14 protein-coding genes are annotated in these 15,145 nt (G+C 56.5%); 5 read left to right on the forward strand and 9 right to left on the reverse strand.

Annotated elements, in window-relative coordinates; genetic code table 11:
- Nucleotides 1-15 precede the first annotated feature (15 nt).
- Nucleotides 16-150, reverse strand: a complete 135-nt coding sequence (locus FJ695_RS28390; RefSeq protein WP_256370147.1) for a hypothetical protein — start codon at nucleotides 148-150, stop codon at nucleotides 16-18.
- 171 nt (nucleotides 151-321) lie between these two features.
- On the opposite strand from FJ695_RS28390, the gene FJ695_RS07935 reads away from it, so the two are divergent.
- On the forward strand, nucleotides 322-1,221 hold the full coding sequence (locus FJ695_RS07935) for a LysR family transcriptional regulator (RefSeq protein ID WP_141184927.1): 900 nt from the start codon (nucleotides 322-324) through the stop codon (nucleotides 1,219-1,221).
- A 118-nt stretch (nucleotides 1,222-1,339) separates the two neighbouring features.
- Nucleotides 1,340-1,636, forward strand: a complete 297-nt coding sequence (locus tag FJ695_RS07940) for a hypothetical protein (RefSeq protein ID WP_141184928.1) — start codon at nucleotides 1,340-1,342, stop codon at nucleotides 1,634-1,636.
- Nucleotides 1,637-1,657: 21 nt separating this feature from the next.
- Here the strand turns inward: FJ695_RS07940 and FJ695_RS07945 are convergent, their stop codons facing one another.
- From FJ695_RS07945 to FJ695_RS07955, 3 genes are all read right to left on the reverse strand, one after another.
- The gene (locus FJ695_RS07945; protein ID WP_141184929.1) at nucleotides 1,658-3,034 is read right to left on the reverse strand and encodes a Xaa-Pro peptidase family protein; all 1,377 of its coding nucleotides are present in this window, start codon (nucleotides 3,032-3,034) and stop codon (nucleotides 1,658-1,660) included.
- Nucleotides 3,035-3,085: 51 nt separating this feature from the next.
- Nucleotides 3,086-5,521, reverse strand: a complete 2,436-nt coding sequence (locus FJ695_RS07950; RefSeq protein WP_141184930.1) for an FAD-dependent oxidoreductase — start codon at nucleotides 5,519-5,521, stop codon at nucleotides 3,086-3,088.
- A gap of 65 nt (nucleotides 5,522-5,586) precedes the next feature.
- On the reverse strand, nucleotides 5,587-7,167 hold the full coding sequence (locus tag FJ695_RS07955) for a trimethylamine methyltransferase family protein (RefSeq protein WP_141184931.1): 1,581 nt from the start codon (nucleotides 7,165-7,167) through the stop codon (nucleotides 5,587-5,589).
- A gap of 264 nt (nucleotides 7,168-7,431) precedes the next feature.
- Between FJ695_RS07955 and FJ695_RS07960 the strand changes: the two genes are divergently transcribed.
- Nucleotides 7,432-8,340 (forward strand): aminoglycoside phosphotransferase family protein, encoded by a 909-nt coding sequence (locus FJ695_RS07960; RefSeq protein ID WP_209010968.1) that lies wholly within the window; start codon nucleotides 7,432-7,434, stop codon nucleotides 8,338-8,340.
- Between the two features lie 8 nt (nucleotides 8,341-8,348).
- Here the strand turns inward: FJ695_RS07960 and nrtS are convergent, their stop codons facing one another.
- On the reverse strand, nucleotides 8,349-8,591 hold the full coding sequence (gene nrtS / locus FJ695_RS07965) for a nitrate/nitrite transporter NrtS (protein WP_141184933.1): 243 nt from the start codon (nucleotides 8,589-8,591) through the stop codon (nucleotides 8,349-8,351).
- 155 nt (nucleotides 8,592-8,746) lie between these two features.
- On the opposite strand from nrtS, the gene FJ695_RS07970 reads away from it, so the two are divergent.
- On the forward strand, nucleotides 8,747-9,793 hold the full coding sequence (locus FJ695_RS07970) for an ABC transporter ATP-binding protein (RefSeq protein WP_141184934.1): 1,047 nt from the start codon (nucleotides 8,747-8,749) through the stop codon (nucleotides 9,791-9,793).
- 5 nt (nucleotides 9,794-9,798) lie between these two features.
- On the opposite strand, the gene FJ695_RS07975 is transcribed toward FJ695_RS07970, so the two are convergent.
- The 4 genes from FJ695_RS07975 to FJ695_RS07990 all read right to left on the reverse strand — a co-directional run bounded on the left by FJ695_RS07975 (nucleotide 9,799) and on the right by FJ695_RS07990 (nucleotide 14,112).
- Entirely contained in the window at nucleotides 9,799-10,326 is a 528-nt protein-coding gene (locus tag FJ695_RS07975; protein WP_141184935.1) for a GNAT family N-acetyltransferase, read from the reverse strand.
- A gap of 10 nt (nucleotides 10,327-10,336) precedes the next feature.
- Entirely contained in the window at nucleotides 10,337-12,052 is a 1,716-nt protein-coding gene (locus tag FJ695_RS07980; protein ID WP_141184936.1) for an iron ABC transporter permease, read from the reverse strand.
- 6 nt (nucleotides 12,053-12,058) lie between these two features.
- Nucleotides 12,059-13,039, reverse strand: a complete 981-nt coding sequence (locus FJ695_RS07985; RefSeq protein WP_141184937.1) for an ABC transporter substrate-binding protein — start codon at nucleotides 13,037-13,039, stop codon at nucleotides 12,059-12,061.
- Between the two features lie 152 nt (nucleotides 13,040-13,191).
- Nucleotides 13,192-14,112: an MBL fold metallo-hydrolase gene (locus tag FJ695_RS07990; RefSeq protein WP_141184938.1), complete on the reverse strand. Its 921-nt coding sequence runs from the start codon at nucleotides 14,110-14,112 to the stop codon at nucleotides 13,192-13,194.
- Between the two features lie 101 nt (nucleotides 14,113-14,213).
- Between FJ695_RS07990 and FJ695_RS07995 the strand changes: the two genes are divergently transcribed.
- Entirely contained in the window at nucleotides 14,214-15,047 is an 834-nt protein-coding gene (locus tag FJ695_RS07995; protein WP_141184939.1) for a LysR family transcriptional regulator, read from the forward strand.
- Nucleotides 15,048-15,145: the final 98 nt, after the last annotated feature.

Here is a 15,145-nt window from a genome sequence, read left to right on the forward strand (position 1 = left end):
CGTCCTTTTCGCCGATTAACGGCCGGTTTTGCGTGCTTTTTCAGCTTCGCTCAAACGCAGATTATAATTCATGCGGGCGAGTTCAGCAGCGGAGCGTACAGAGACAACACCCATGAGGTTGGTGCCGAGTGCTTGTGCAAGATAGGTCATGGTAATCCCAATCCTGAATAGGTTCGCAGTGTTAAAGTTGAAAGGGCGGTCCGCTGCCTAAATGACGGGCCGCTTGACTGCTATATGGGCATAACTTGCGATTCAATCAATCGAATAGTATTCATCGTATCGTTCAAAAAAATTGAACTGACAAAACGTCAGGATCTATCCATGGAAAAACTGCCAGGTACGGGTACCGAGCTGATCGATATGGAACTTTATCGTACGTTCCTTGTGATCGCAGAAACGTCAAGTTTTTCAAAAGCTTCAGATCTCATTGGGCGAACACCATCAGCGGTCTCCATGCAAATCAAAAAACTGGAGACCTTGTTGGGGGTTGCGGTTTTTGCAAGGGAGGGCCGCACAGTGCGCATAACTCCTGAAGGTGAAGCTCTCCTTGGATATGCGCGGCGTATCTTGATGTTGAATGAAGAGGCCGTGAGTCTGTTTGTTGCTCCCTCTGTCGAGGGGGAGGTTCGGTTCGGTGCGCCCGCCGATTTTGGCACCCGATTTCTGCCCAACATCCTGTCCAGGTTTGCCCGCTCCCATCCAGGCGTCAACGTCGATGTGCACTTGGATGGTAGTTCGACGCTGGATGAGAAAGTCCGCAAGGGCGAACTCGACCTCGTTTTATCCACGGTGAGACCTGGAGCGCCTTTGCCGTCAGCGACAGATATCGTTTTTTCTGAACCATTGGCCTGGGTTGGGATTGAAGGTGGCATCGCCTATGAGCGCGATCCGCTGCCGTTGGCTGTCTCCACGCCCGGCTGTCCTTGGCGGCGTGCGGCACGCAACGCCCTTGATGCGGCCCAAAAACCTTACCGGATTTCCTATACCAGTTTTCACAGTGCTGGTCAGGAAGCAGCACTTCTGGCCGACCTCGCCGTTGCCCCGTTTCCGGCGAGTGTAGTTGAGCCGCCACTGCAGATCCTGGATGACCGGCATGGCCTGCCAACGATCGGCGACTATCACATCGTCATGAAGGAACGGCCCCGGGCCGGGCAGGCGACACACGCGTTTGCCCAGCATGTCGAGGAGTGTTTCAAAGAGATTGCGCTCGGGACTGCATAAGGTTTCGATTTAGGGATTAACCATAAAGTTAACAGATCGTAAATATCCGTCGCTTCATAGTTAACAAAGGGTTACTCTCTTGCGGAATGCAAAATTCCGCGAAGGGACGAGGCGATCTATGAAAACCACAGCGAAGGCTTTGTTTGCGTCTGTATTAATCACGGCCTCCGGCTCTGCGCTGGCAGGCGACACCACGCGTATCCTCCATGATGAGCCTTATGGGGCCATTGTGACCAAGGAAGCTGGTGTACTTGTTTTCCGCGGCCTGCCGCCGACCCGCAAAGTGGTGGTCAATCCGGGCGGCAAAACCCCGGTCCAGTTGCGCCACACTGAAGTGAACGAAACGAATGTTGTGGTCATGTCTCAGGACGACTATGTGCGCGGCCTGGGCGCCAAAATTGTTCGCCTGAAGTAGCGATTTCATGCTGTTGGGTCGTCAGGATTGACGGCCTAAAAGACGATCATCATAGGGATAAGTGTTCAACCGCTCATATCCGGTTTCGGTGATCAGGAGCTGTTCTTCCAGCTTTACCCCTTCATGCCCGCCGTTGCGGCCGACATAACTTTCAACACAAACAACCATTCCGGGGTCCAGCACGCCGTCATACCCGCCATTAGCCCAATCCGCAGGGTAGGGTACAGCCGGGTATTCATCACACAAACCGACGCCGTGAAAGAGCACTGAATACCGGTTCGCCTGATACGCATCGGGAAGATTTTTTGCGCTGTGGGACAGATCAAAGAACCTGCGGCCCGGGGCGAGCATTTCGATGTTGGCCTCAATCTGGTCGACCGCCATCTGATAGAGAGATCTTTGTTCATTGGTTGGCTGTCCGTCGCCACACAGCCACGTCCGGGAAATGTCGCAACACATGCCGTATGGCCCAACGAGGTCGGTGTCGAACGCAACCAGTTCGCCTGCTTGAATTTCGCGCGCTGACGCTTCCTGAAACCATGGATTGGTCCGCGGTCCGGATGAAAGCAAATGGGTCTCGATCCACTCGCCGCCGCGCCGGATATTACCGGCATGCAGCAGCGCCCAGAGATCCCATTCGGTCATGCCCGGCTTAAGAGCGTCTTCCATTTCCCGCATGGCAGCTTCGCAGGCGGCAATTGACCGGCGCATCGCCTTGATCTCATCAGGGCATTTCACTGAACGGGCAAGTTCCATCACCTCTTCACCGTCATGCAACGTCAATCCGTGACCTTGAAGTGCGGCAATGCCCTCCCGGCGGCATTTGTCCACGGCTATGCGGGCTTTGGGTCCGCAATAGGCGTGGATCAAGTCTGCTAGTTCATCGGCCCATTTTTGGGCAAGTTCGGCGGAACGGGGTCCGGATTCAAAATAGAACCACGGCACGCCATGCCGGACCTCATCAACCAAATAGTTGTGTGCAGACAGGTGCTCGCAATTGTGAAAGTCAAACGCCACCACAGGCCCGTCCAGTGTCACCAGGGCATACCGAACCGCATTATGTGTGCTCCAGACTTGCATGTTTGTGGAATCTGTTGCGTACCGCACGTTCAGCGGATCACAGAGAATGGCGGCACTGAGATCGAACGCGGTCAATTGCTGGCGGATGCGTTGGAGACGGTATTCCCGCACCCTCTCCAGATCCGGTGCTGCCAGTCCAAGAGCGGACCACTCGGCTTCTGCGAGCTCGCCATAACCCAAGACATGACGATTGAGTGCAGAGGCCTTTTCGGTTGCATAAGCGGACAACGCTTCATACCCAGCTGTCTCACCCGGGTGATCCGGCAAGATAGCCGGCATGATCTTCCGCCGGTGCCGGCCAAAATGTTCCGTATTCATGAGCGCCTGCGTCTCCTCCAACGTTTGGCAAATTCTCTTTCGTTCCGGCAGTTACATCCGCATGCGTTCCGCTTTAGGGTCGAACGGCGGGTCCAGGAGGATTGTTGCTTTGCGGCGTTCGCCGAGGATTTCAACTTCGAAGGCGCCGCCATCGGTGATCTCGGCCAATTCAGATGGCACATAGCCCTGTGCCAATGATTTCTGGACGTGATGGGCATACCCGCCGGACGTGATCCAGCCGATTACCTTGTTCTGGTGCCAGATCGGTTCATCGCCCATGACATCCGCATCACCAGCGTCCACGTCAAAGGCGACGCGCTTGCGTTTTGGCCCTTCCTCAAATTCCTTCTGAGCGGCGGCCTTGCCAATAAACTCGGGCTTGTCGAGCTTCACGAACCGGCCGAGGTCTGCTTCAAAGGCGCCATAGACCGGACGGAACTCCCGGAACCAGGTGCCAAAGTTTTTCTCCAGCCGCAGGCAAAGAAGAGCTCGCATACCAAAATCTTTGATGCCAAATTCGGCACCGGCTTCCTTCAATGCCATATAGACCTGCCGTTCGTATTCCGGTGCCATCCAGATTTCATATCCGAGATCTCCGGTGTAGCTGATCCGGTTGACCTTGCAGGGCGCATTGGCAACATCCATTTCCCGGAAATCCATGAAGCGGAAGGCGGCATTGGAGACATCCTCGCCAACGACTTTTGTCAGGACGTCCCGGGATTTGGGACCGGCGATCGACAGGCCGACCCAGCCCAAGTTGATCGCCCGGATCACCACGCTGCCATCATCCGGCAGATGCTGTTCAAACCAGCGCATGTGATAGACCTCGGCTTGGGAAGACCCGAACATGTAAAAATGATCCTTGCTCACCCGGGCGATGGTAAAGTCGCCGATCAGTTTGCCGTTTTCATTCAACATCGGGGTCAGGATCAGACGTCCGATCTTGGGCATGGTGTTGGTCATCAGATTTGACAGAAAGCTCTCCGCCCCAGGGCCGGTGATCTCGTATTTCGCGAAATTGGCGATCTCGGTGATCCCAACACGTTCCCTCACCGCCCGGCATTCCGCGCCAATGGCGTCAAAATCGTTTGACCGTCGGAAGGAGACAATGTCTTCAGCCTTTTCGCCTTCCGGGGCAAACCAGAGCGGTGTTTCAAGACCCCAGCTGTCGCCCATGACCGCGCCCTGACTGAGCATCTTGTCATAGAGCGGCGTTGTCTGATGCGGGCGTCCGGCGGGCAGTTCTTCGTTGGGAAAACGGATGCGGAACCGGCGGCTGTAGTTCTCTTGCACCTTCTTGTTGGTGTAGGCGAGGGTGGCCCAATCTCCATACCGGGCGACATCCATGCCCCAGATGTCATATCCCGGGTCGCCGTCGATCATCCAATTCGCGAGCGTCAAACCGACGCCTCCACCTTGGCTGAAACCGGCCATGACCCCACAGGCGACCCAGTAATTTCTGAGGCCTCGGACCGGACCAACCAGCGGATTTCCGTCCGGTGCAAAGGTGAACGGGCCGTTGATGATCTGCTTAATGCCGGCATTTTGCAGAGCCGGGAAATGTTCAAAACCAACTTCCAGCTCCGGGGATATCCGGTCCAGATCGGGTGCCAGCAACTCGTGGCCAAAATCCCAAGGCGTTTCTCTTGGGCTCCAGGGACGGCAATTCTGCTCATAGGTGCCGAGCAGCATGCCCTTGCCTTCCTGGCGGGTGTAGATCTCGCCGCCGAAGTCGAGAATGCCGATCAGTTCCTTTCCCGTGGCCTCATTGTGCGCCACCACTTCCGGCATTTCATCGGTCAGGAGATACATGTGCTCCATGGCCAGAACTGGCAGCTCGATCCCGACCATCCGGCCGCATTCACGGGCCCAGAGCCCACCGGCATTGACGACATGTTCAGCCCGAATCGTGCCCTTGTCGGTGATCACATCCCAGGTGCCATCCGGGGTTTGGACAAGCTCCTCGACCTTGGTGTGTCGGTAGATTTCAGCGCCGTTGATCCGGGCGGCCTTGGCGTAGGCATGCGTCGTGCCTGACGGATCAAGATGGCCTTCGATCGGATCCCAGAGCGCGCCGATGAAGTATTTTTCATCCAGGATCGGGAACACTTTTTTGGCTTCGGCGACCGAGATCAGTTCCAGATCCATGCCGAGATAGCGGCCCTTGGCTTGGGCAAGGCGCAGAAAATCCATCCGTTCCGGCGTGTCCGCCAGCATGACCCCGCCGGTCAGATGCAGACTGCAAGATTGACCGGAGATTTCCTCCAGTTCCTTGTAGAGATCGACCGTATAACTCTGGAGCTGCGAGACGTTCGGATCGCCATTGAGGGTGTGAAACCCGCCGGCCGCATGCCAGGAGGAGCCGGAGGTCAGTTCGCTGCGCTCGACCAGAACCACGTCTTTCCAGCCAAGTTTGGTGAGGTGATAAAGCACGCTGCAGCCAACAACACCGCCACCAATCACGACGACCTGGGTATGGGATTTCATGTGTCTTTGCTCCAAAGGATATTTTCGTCTTGGGCTGGAAATGCCGGGAGTTAGAAGTCGGTCATCTAGAAGTCGGTTGGTGCACCGCCTTCTTCCTTGCGCTTGGCAACAAAGGCGGTGAGTTCTTCGTCAATGACCGGGTCGAGCGCTGGCGCCGCATAGGCTTCCAGGGCTTTCTTGTAGAGCGTGTTTGCCTTGTCATAAGCGACCGGGCTGCCCGCTTCTGCCCAAGTTTCATAATTGCGCCAGTCCGAGACGATCGGGGCGTAGAACGCATCCTTGTAGCGGGCCTGGGTGTGTTCTGTGCCGAAGAAGTGGCCGGCCGGGCCAACGTCCTTAATTGCTTCAAGAGCCAGCGCTTCGTCAGACACCTCCAGGGGCGTCAGATATTCGGCTAGCATTTGCAAAAGATCGACGTCGGCGATGAACTTTTCGAACCCCGCTGAGAGGCCGCCTTCAAGCCACCCGGCAGCGTGTTTGATCAGATTGCCGCCGCCGTTGATCGCCCCCCACTCCGACAACGTGGTTTCAAGGGCAGCCTGGTAATCGACAGTGTTAGCCGCGCAGACGCCGGAGGTCCGGAAGGGCAGGCTGTAGCGCCGGGCCAACTGCCCGCTGACCAAGGCTGCCTTGACATATTCCGGAGTGCCGAAGGCCGGGGAGCCGGACTTCATATCGACGTTTGAGGTGAACCCGCCATAGACCATCGGGGCACCAGGCTGGATCATCTGGGTGAAGGCAATCCCAGCGAGCGCCTCGGCGTTCTGCAAAGCCAGAGCGCCAGCAACCGTGACCGGAGCCATGGCACCGGCCAGAGTGAAAGGCGTAAGCACGCTGACTTGTCCCGCCAGGGCCATTTCGATCAGGCCTTGCAACATCGGCGTGTCCAGACGGAGTGGCGATGAGGAATTGATGACGGTGATGACGCTCGGCGTATTGCGGAACTCTGCTTCAGACAGACCCATGGCGATGCGGGTCATTTCCAGTCCGTCCTGGTTCCGTTCCTTTCCGAGCGAATAGATGTGAAACACCTTGTCCGTCAGGCGGATCATGTCGGCGACACAATCAAGGTGCCGAACGGAGGCATGTAGATCAACCGGTTCGACCGGATAGCCCATAACGCAGTGGATGATGTTGAAGAACTGAGCCAGTTTTAGAAAGTTGCGGTAGTCTTCCTGATTGCCGGGCCGTCTTCCGCCGTCCCGGTCCACTGCGTTCGGTGCGCTGGCAACACTAGAGAAAGAAATGTGATCCCCGCCCATGATCAGATTGTGGTTCGGGTTTCGGGCATGAACGGTGAACTCAGCCGGAGCTTTGGCAACAAACTCTTCGACCATTGCCTTATCTAGGCGGACCCGGTCGTTTCCAGGCGTCACATCTGCCCCAGCTGCCTTCAGGATTTCTTTTGCTTCGTCATGCAGGAAATCGATACCGATCTCTTCCAGAACCCGCATGGATGCATCATGGATGCTCTCCAGCTCATCGGCCGACACCGCCTCCACAGGCTTGTAGATATGGCGCGGCTGTTTGAACGGCTTTTGCGGAAAGAGATCTGGGCCTGCCTTGTCTCCCCCACCCCGCCTGCGCCGCCCGCGCCGGCCTCTGGCAGTGTCGCCGGTCTCTGCAGGATCGAGTAGGCTGGTCATAACAAGACACCTTTTGCTGGCCGGATGAGCGGAGTTGAACAAATTGCGGGCCGTGGAACATCATCGGTTGCTCTCAGTCTTCAACCTTAGCGGAAGGCGTATTTTTTTTAGGGCGTCTGAGACCGACGGCGGTTGCCACTATCGCGACATTTGACAAAATCACCCATGAAAGCCGGAAACGGCGCTTGCTTCAGGCTTGACGGCTGGTCTCTAAACAGACCAGAAAATGGAGCAACAATTGTAAGGTGTTACGTGAACGACCGGATGACAGACGCCGAACTGCTGGATTTTTTGCAAGGACGCTATCCGTTCGGCGATCTCAGCGGAACCTGGCTAAGACCTCTGCCGAGTTCCTACACCCACCGGTTTTGGCGCCTGCAGACACCGGACCGGGATTTCGTCATCAAGGAGTATTTTCCGGGGCTGGAAAGCAACCCGCTCTATCCGACACTCCCGGAAGAAGAAGCCACCGCGTTGATGCTTTTGGAGCGTCATCAGCTCGCTCCGCGCCTTGAAAGCTTTTTGACGAGTCCTGCTGGAAGGCCCCTTGTGGTCTATGGTTATGAACGCGGGGACGAGGCAGAAATCGATGTGCGCGATGCAGCAAAGCTTATCGGCCAGTTCGCGGCCCTGAACCTGAAGCCGGACGGCATCATGGAAGTCCCGTCCGGGTATCATCAGGTGCTGGCGCATGGTGACGCAATTCTGGGCGAGATTCCGAACAGCCGCCGCGCGGCGAACTTGAAGCGGCTGCGGCCCCAGGAAAGTGCAATCGAAAACACCGCATCTGTTGAACGGCGTCTCATTCACCGTTCGCTGTGTTTGGGCACCGTTCAAATGACGGCAGCCGGCCCGGCGCTGATCGACTGGCAATATGCTGGTTTGGGCGATCCGGTCGAAGATATTGCTTGCTTTCTGTCTCCCGGCCTCTTGACCCTCTATGGCCTGAAACCGCTGGTTCTTTACGCCGAGGACCTTTTTCTGGAAAACTATCCAGACCGGGATATCGTTGCGCGGTTTTATGAGGAACGTCCTGCCTATCATTGGCGTCTGGCCGCTTATTGCCTGTTCCGCCAGGAAACACTCACCCATGTGAATGCACCGGCATCGCGGGCGTATGCCCGTGCTTTGGAAGAGGAAGTGGATTTGCTGCTGCGGCTACGCAGCCGGTAACAAATGTCCTATCCGTGGGCGGCGGTCTGCCGATCTTTGACGGCCAGCACGGAGGACACCAGTGATACTGAGAACGGCACAAAGTACGTCAAAACGATCTTAAAGATGCCTGCTGTGTCCAGTGTGCCGAGCAGCAACCGGTCACCGTGATTGATGCAAGCCAGCAGGGTGCCGACAATGGCTGCGATGACCGCGGCGCGATTCAGGGCCGGTTTGCTGAGGGCTGTTTGGCGGGCAATTGGATCAAGCATTTTGGGGTTCTTGGGCAAATTGAAGACCCTTTCCATTAGGGAAGTGCCTTTGCCAACAACAAGGGACCTCGCGGCTAACTCGCCCGATCGTGACCTTCTGTCATCGGCGTTGGGAGTGTAATCTGCCTGTCATCGGCCTCGCATAGATGGTCGGCATGACCATACTGCTTTCTTCCGTCACAAAATCTTTCGGCACTCACAAAGCCCTAAATCATGTCGATCTGGAAATCGAAGACGGTGCGTTTTTTGTTGTTTTGGGTCCGTCCGGCTGTGGCAAGTCAACTCTGTTGAGGGCAATCGCCGGGCTTGAGCCGATCGACAGCGGCGAGATTGCGCTGGGCGGGGAGATGGTTGCTCGGGACGGCTTTCATCTGGAGCCTGAACGCCGACAGACAGGTGTGGTGTTCCAGTCCTATGCTTTGTGGCCGCATATGAGTGTAGCCGCAAACGTGGCCTTTCCGATGGAAACGGCTGGATTGAAAAAGGCGGAGATAAAAGCCCGGACCGCTGATCATTTGAAGACCGTTGAACTGACGCCGTTTCGCGACCGCAAACCGGCGGATCTGTCCGGCGGGCAGCGCCAGCGGGTGGCGTTGGCGCGCTGCCTGGCGCAAGGCGCAAAGACGGTTCTGATGGATGAACCGCTGGCCAATCTCGATCCGCATCTGCGCGGCGCCATGGAAGAGGAACTGGCAGCCTTCCACAAGATGAGTGGTGCAACCACACTGTTCATCACCCACGATCAACGTGAAGCAATGGCGCTGGCCGACAAGGTGGCGGTGATGTGGGACGGTGAGTTTCTGCAGGTAGATGAACCCGATACACTTTACCGGCGGCCGCACTCCGAGAAGGTCGCGGGATTTATCGGCCGCAGCAGTCTTGTGCCGGTACGGATCGAGCAAGTGGATGGGACTCGAGCCTGGGTACTCGTCGGGGAGCACCGGTTTGAGGCTGAGTGCGCACTTGGCACAACAACGGGTCTCGCAACGTTGTTGCTACGTCCTGAACACCTGGTGCTTGCACCCGGCGGTCATGGCCTCAAGGCAACGGTCGAGCGGACGATTTACCGCGGCGGCTTCTGGGAAGCCTTTGTTGCGATCGACGGCCTTTCAAAACCTTTGATGATGAACCTAAACCGAGCGGCCAAGATTGGTGAGAGCTTGTTCTTAGAGAACTTGCGGGGGTGGGTGCTGCCGAGTTGAGCCGATTACCTCAATTTTTTCCGCATGGCGCAGCGTTTTTCCGGGAAAGGAAGACCTGCGGAGCGTTCGTCCTGAACCAGTTTGAGCAGTCTTGGTTCACAGTCCTTGTCGGCCAGGATGTCAAAACCCAGTTTCTCATAGAACGGCGCATTCCAGGGCACATGGCTGAAGGTCGTCAGAGTCAGTTCTGACAGTCCTCGAGATCTGGCTTGCTCTTCCGCATGTGCCAAGAGCGCCTGGCCGATGCCCTGTTTTTGATGATCGAAATGGACAGAAATCTCATAGATATGCAGGGCGCCATCTTCAGGGAGCGCGGCGAGAAATCCGACCGGTTTGCCATCCTTTGTTTCGGCCAGCCAACTGGTTTGCGCTGCGATAGTTGGACAGTGCTGATCTTTTGTTGCACAGCTGCCGTCGGCGAAAGAAGCCAGGCCATCAATCGCTCTAAAGGCCTGGCTGGCGGAAATCTCCACCGCCTGAAGATCTGCAACGTCGCTTTCAACAGTTTTGCGGATTTTGAATGTTGAAGCCATCAGCGTGTGATCAATCTTTCCAGGGAATGGTTCCGGCCGGAACACGGTTGGCTAGGCTGTTCATCGCCAGCATGACGAAGATCGTCGCAAGAACAACCACAACAGACATAGCCGCCGCAAGGGTTGTATATCCGCCATCTTCATAGTTGAAAATGGTGGTGCCGATGGTTTCATTGCCCGTGGACCATAGGAGTGCAGAGACCGTCACCTCGTTATAGGCGGTCAGGAAAACGAGGATTGCGCCGGAAGCAGCAGAGGGTGCTGTGAGCGGAGCAAAAACCTTGACCACCCGCCGGGCGAAGCCAGCTCCGGAAACCTTGGCGGCATCTTCCAAGGACCGATCCATTTGCAGAAAGGCAGCGGCCACCGGTTTCAAGCCGACGGCCAGAAACACTGAGATATAGGCAATCAGGATGATCCAGAGCGTCCCGTAAAGGGAGACGTTCAAGACTGGCAGGGGCCGGATGAGCGCCAGAATAAAGGCGATCGACATGACCAGCCCGGGAACTGCAAAGGCAATCTCGGCTTGAGACGAGGCAAAGATGCTTGCTCCCCGGACCCGCTGATGCCGATGGCTAAGAAAGTATCCGAGTAGAATACTCATCGCCGCAATAAGGGTGGCGGCGACAGCGGCAACAAGTGTTGAATTGGCAAAAGCGCGCAGGGTCACGGATTGCCGCCACAGGACTTCGATAAAGTTTTCCAGCGTCAAGGTTTCGGCCGACAGGGGCAGGCCATAGGTCGTCACCAGGGAGGTCGCCAGCAGCGAGACTGCCGGTAGTAGGAGCACCAGCGCAACAAAGGTCCAGAGTGTCAGTTCGACCCAGATCCGTTTGCGCTTAAGAGATATGGCGAGCGGATCCTGCGGCAGGCCGATCAGACTGGACCGCATGCGCCGTTGCAAAAAGCTTTGGATGAGCAGTGCAACAAGTGCGACAGCCGCCAGAATGACCGAGATCACAGCAACGTTTGGCAGGACATCTGGGCCGAAGCTGGCAAGCCGCCGCCAGATCAATACCGGTAAGGTGGTGTAGCGCGCCGGAATGCCGATCAGAGCGTTGATGCCGAAATTGCCGAGCGCGGCGACAAATCCGAGCGCGAAGCTTGCCAGCAAGGCCGGACCGAGCAGGGGCAGGGTAATCCTTGTGAGCAGCCGGAAAGTGCCCGCGCCTGAGATACGGGCCGCGTCCGACAATTCCCGCGGAAAGGATCTGAGTGCTGCCCGGACCAACAAGAACACCAGCGGGCTGTGTTGCAGGGTCAACAGAAGCACCAGGCCTTCGCGGGAGTAGAGCGGATGAGTGGAGCCGAGTTCCGGCGCAAGTCCTATCCAGCGAAGCAACGGGCTTGCCGGTCCGAGCGCTTGTATCCAGGCAATTGCCGTCACATGCGGCGGGATCATCATTGGCAGAAGGATCAGGAACACCAGCAGGCCCTTGGCGCGCACATCGGTCAGTCCAATGATCAGAGCGAGCACCGTGCCGAGAACGGTCGCTGCCAAAGCAGACAAAAAGCTGCTTTCCATGGAGTGCCAGAGCGCGCGTTGAACCGATCGGCTAGCCAGCGCGTCGGTCAAGGGCCCAAGAGCAAACGCCCCCTCGTGGGTCAGTCCGATCTTGAACAGCAACAGGAGCGGCAGGCCGCACAGCAGCGTCGCGCAGACAACCAAAATGGCGAGAGACAGTCTCTCGCCATTCCAGACCTTATGATGAAAGGCTTGCGCCATTCGGAATTAACCGCCGAAGATTTCGGAGAACTTCATCTTGTTGGCTGTGTCCTGTTCCAGGGCCTTGGCCGGATCAAAATCCATCAGCTTGATCTGGTCGCGGGCCGGGAACCCCTCCGGAGCTGCAACAGCCGGATGGGCCGGCAGGTAGCCTTGGGAAGATGCCAGCTTCTGGCCGTCTTCAGACAAGAGGAAGTCGACAAAGGCTTTGGCCGCATCCGGATTTTGAGCGGTCGAGAGGATGGCAACCGGCTCGGTGACTGCGGAAACTCCTTCTTCCGGGAAGACGAATTCCACTGGAGCACCTTTCAGTTTTTCACGGATCGGCAGGAAGTCGACCACAAATCCATAGAGTTTTTCACCACCAGCAATCGCCTTGTAAGTGCCGCCGTTGCCGCCTTTCGGGTTGGCGCCCTGATCCGCCAAACCCTCATAATAGGCCCAGCCGAGATCCGGATTGGAAGTTAAAGCGGCCATGTGGATGGTTGCAGCGCCAGAGGTCAGCGGTGACGGCATTGCCAGCTTGTCCTTGGCCTCTGCTTTCAAAAGGTCTTTGTAGGAAGACGGCTTCATCGGCGCATTTGTGTTGTAGACGATGCCGGAGGTGATCAACTTGGTTGAGAAATAAGTTTTCTCTGCATCCATCAGGGCCGGGTCATAGGCAGAGATGTCAGCGCCGTCATGCGCCATCAAACGGCCTTCCTTCTTCAGACCTTCCATGGTGACCATGTCAGCGATTAGAAGAACGTCCGGCTTCGGGCTGCCGGCCTCGAATTCGGCACGGAGCTTGGCCATCATTTTGGTGGTGCCGTCGCGGACCCACTCCACTTCAACACCCGGGTGCTTGGCAGTGAACGCGTCGACCGTTGCCTGCGCGTCCTTGTTCGGCTGTGAGGTGTAGAGAACCAGTTTGCCAGAAACATCGCCGGCAAAAGCGGAAACAGTTGCGCCAGCGAGAAGGCCGGCTGCCATCAGAAACTTTTTCATGTCACGGATCCTTGTGCGAAGGGCCGCAGAAGCAATTGCGGATGGCCATCGCTAGCAGGGTTGTGTGACAGATTTTTTTGACTGCTAGGTAAAACTGCGTGGCCGCCGACATTGGCGGCCACATGTGTCTGAAACCAGGTGCATTTCTGTTGTCAGGTATAGGTTACTGGTGTTCCTTCAGAAACCAAGTCCAACCCATAAGGTGCACCATCGAGCGCTTCAGCAAGATGATGGATCGGTTCCAGATAGAGCTCATAAGTTGAGTGGTGCAGTGGCAGGATCTTCTTGGGTTTCAAGAGGGCAGCAAAAACGGCGACATCGCCGGCGTTCATGCTGATTTGGCCAAGCGGCCCGGTGGTGCCGACGCTGCCAAGGTGCGGGATGAAAAGGTCTGGAGATCCCAATGGTTCCAAAGCTGCGACGACCGGTTTGGTTCCAAATGTATCGCCGCCCCAATAGACGGAGTACGACCAGTCACCACGGTTGAACGTGAGCCAATACCCATTGCCTTCGCCCAAAATAGCTGCAATTTCCGGGTTTTCAGAGTGATCGGCCCGGATCGCCGTAATCTCAACGGTGACATCGCCTTTCGTGATGGTTTTTTTCTCGCCCCAGGCCAGGGAGGAGAGGTTGGAAAACCCTTTTTGGGTCAACGTATCCAAGTCGTGTGTGGGGGCCATCATGGGGATGTTCTTGGCAAGTCTTGCTTCGGCCTCCTGATCAAAATGATCTTCGTGCATATGGCTCACCAGAACATGATCCACGGTGTCGAGGTCTATCCCCTGGAAGGGTGTCAGCCGGCGGTGAAACTTTATGTTCGGTCCCTTCGCGAGATCAAACATTTCATTCGGATCGCCCATCTTGAACGCCTTGTCGCCCTCGCCAAAACAAGGGTCGGTCAACAGGGTCAGATCCCCGCAGGTCAACAACATGGTGGCACTGCCTAGCCAGGTGATGGTGAGTCCACCTTGGGACATGCTTCCAGCCGTGCTGGCAGACGTGGTGCCTGCAAGGGCCAAAGGCGCGGCAAGGCTGGCTGTGCCGGCCGTTTTTAAGAAATCTCTTCTTTTCATGACAATAGTCCTCTCTTTTGAACCATGACAGAGAGGTAGATCTGAAACTTTGTCTGATGTAGTCAGTTAAAAGTGGTTTATCTGTTCAAGAATTTCAGCCAATGACGACGCTCTCGCATTTTGAAACATTTGTGGAAGTGGCTCAAAGCGGTAGTTTTGCAGCGGCTGCCCGCACTTTGGCACTTCCCCGCTCGACCATCACCGCAAGGATCAAGACGCTGGAAAGCGCGCTTGGAACAGCGCTCTTTCATCGAACGACCCGTCAGGTGCGGCTGACGGCAGACGGCCAAACTTATCTGGCGCAAGTGCAGCCGGCACTGGCGGCACTTGCGGCGGCCGGAGAGAACCTGAAATCAAGTCAGGTGCCAAAAGGTCTTGTCCGGATGTCCGTGCCGGTCGACCTCGTTCAGCCGCTCTTCGCCCGTGCGCTCAGCGGCTTCCAGGAACAATACCCGGAGGTTCAGCTGGACGTGCATGTCAGTGACCAAACGGTTGACCTCGTCCGGGACGGATTTGATCTGGCCTTGCGTGGTCTTCGGGTAACCACGGACAATGCTGTCATGCGCAAGATCGCGTCCAATCGTATGGTTGCCGTTGCCCGTCCGGATGTTGCGGCCCGGGACGGATTTGAAGGCCTTATGGAGGCCGGGGCGGTTCTGGACCCCATAGGTGCGCTGGCGGAAACAAGCGCAAAACTTTTTGGGCTCAAGACGCGCAATTTTCAGCTGGCCAAGGAACTGCTCCTGACTATGGACATTGCCGGGCTGTTGCCCCGCGCGATTTGCGCAGATGAACTGGCCTGTGGTGATCTGGTTGAGCTCACAGTGGATATAGAGCTTCCCGAAATCCCGCTTTTTGTGGTTCTGCCCACCGGGCGTCATGTTCCAAAACGCGTTCGTTTGTTTGTTGATCATCTGGTTTCCGCATTCCGCTAACCGCTGCGAACGCGCCTCAAATGAAATCCAGTCGTTGCTGTTGGACTGAAGGTCGGGTATCACCGGCCTTAATCGATTAAATCTTCCAAAGAATAATG

This window comes from Labrenzia sp. PHM005 (assembly GCF_006517275.1).
In the GTDB taxonomy this organism is placed as follows: Bacteria; Pseudomonadota; Alphaproteobacteria; order Rhizobiales; family Stappiaceae; genus Roseibium.

Excerpts from the sequence above, each read along its gene's own strand:
- FJ695_RS28390 (WP_256370147.1), bottom strand. The coding sequence starts at position 150 with ATGACCTATCTTGCACAAGCACTCGGCACCAACCTCATGGGTGTTGTC.
- FJ695_RS07935 (WP_141184927.1), top strand. The coding sequence starts at position 322 with ATGGAAAAACTGCCAGGTACGGGTACCGAGCTGATCGATATGGAACTT.
- FJ695_RS07940 (WP_141184928.1), top strand. The coding sequence starts at position 1,340 with ATGAAAACCACAGCGAAGGCTTTGTTTGCGTCTGTATTAATCACGGCC.
- FJ695_RS07945 (WP_141184929.1), bottom strand. The coding sequence starts at position 3,034 with ATGAATACGGAACATTTTGGCCGGCACCGGCGGAAGATCATGCCGGCT.
- FJ695_RS07950 (WP_141184930.1), bottom strand. The coding sequence starts at position 5,521 with ATGAAATCCCATACCCAGGTCGTCGTGATTGGTGGCGGTGTTGTTGGC.
- FJ695_RS07955 (WP_141184931.1), bottom strand. The coding sequence starts at position 7,167 with ATGACCAGCCTACTCGATCCTGCAGAGACCGGCGACACTGCCAGAGGC.
- FJ695_RS07960 (WP_209010968.1), top strand. The coding sequence starts at position 7,432 with ATGACAGACGCCGAACTGCTGGATTTTTTGCAAGGACGCTATCCGTTC.
- nrtS (WP_141184933.1), bottom strand. The coding sequence starts at position 8,591 with ATGCTTGATCCAATTGCCCGCCAAACAGCCCTCAGCAAACCGGCCCTG.
- FJ695_RS07970 (WP_141184934.1), top strand. The coding sequence starts at position 8,747 with ATGACCATACTGCTTTCTTCCGTCACAAAATCTTTCGGCACTCACAAA.
- FJ695_RS07975 (WP_141184935.1), bottom strand. The coding sequence starts at position 10,326 with ATGGCTTCAACATTCAAAATCCGCAAAACTGTTGAAAGCGACGTTGCA.
- FJ695_RS07980 (WP_141184936.1), bottom strand. The coding sequence starts at position 12,052 with ATGGCGCAAGCCTTTCATCATAAGGTCTGGAATGGCGAGAGACTGTCT.
- FJ695_RS07985 (WP_141184937.1), bottom strand. The coding sequence starts at position 13,039 with ATGAAAAAGTTTCTGATGGCAGCCGGCCTTCTCGCTGGCGCAACTGTT.
- FJ695_RS07990 (WP_141184938.1), bottom strand. The coding sequence starts at position 14,112 with ATGAAAAGAAGAGATTTCTTAAAAACGGCCGGCACAGCCAGCCTTGCC.
- FJ695_RS07995 (WP_141184939.1), top strand. The coding sequence starts at position 14,214 with ATGACGACGCTCTCGCATTTTGAAACATTTGTGGAAGTGGCTCAAAGC.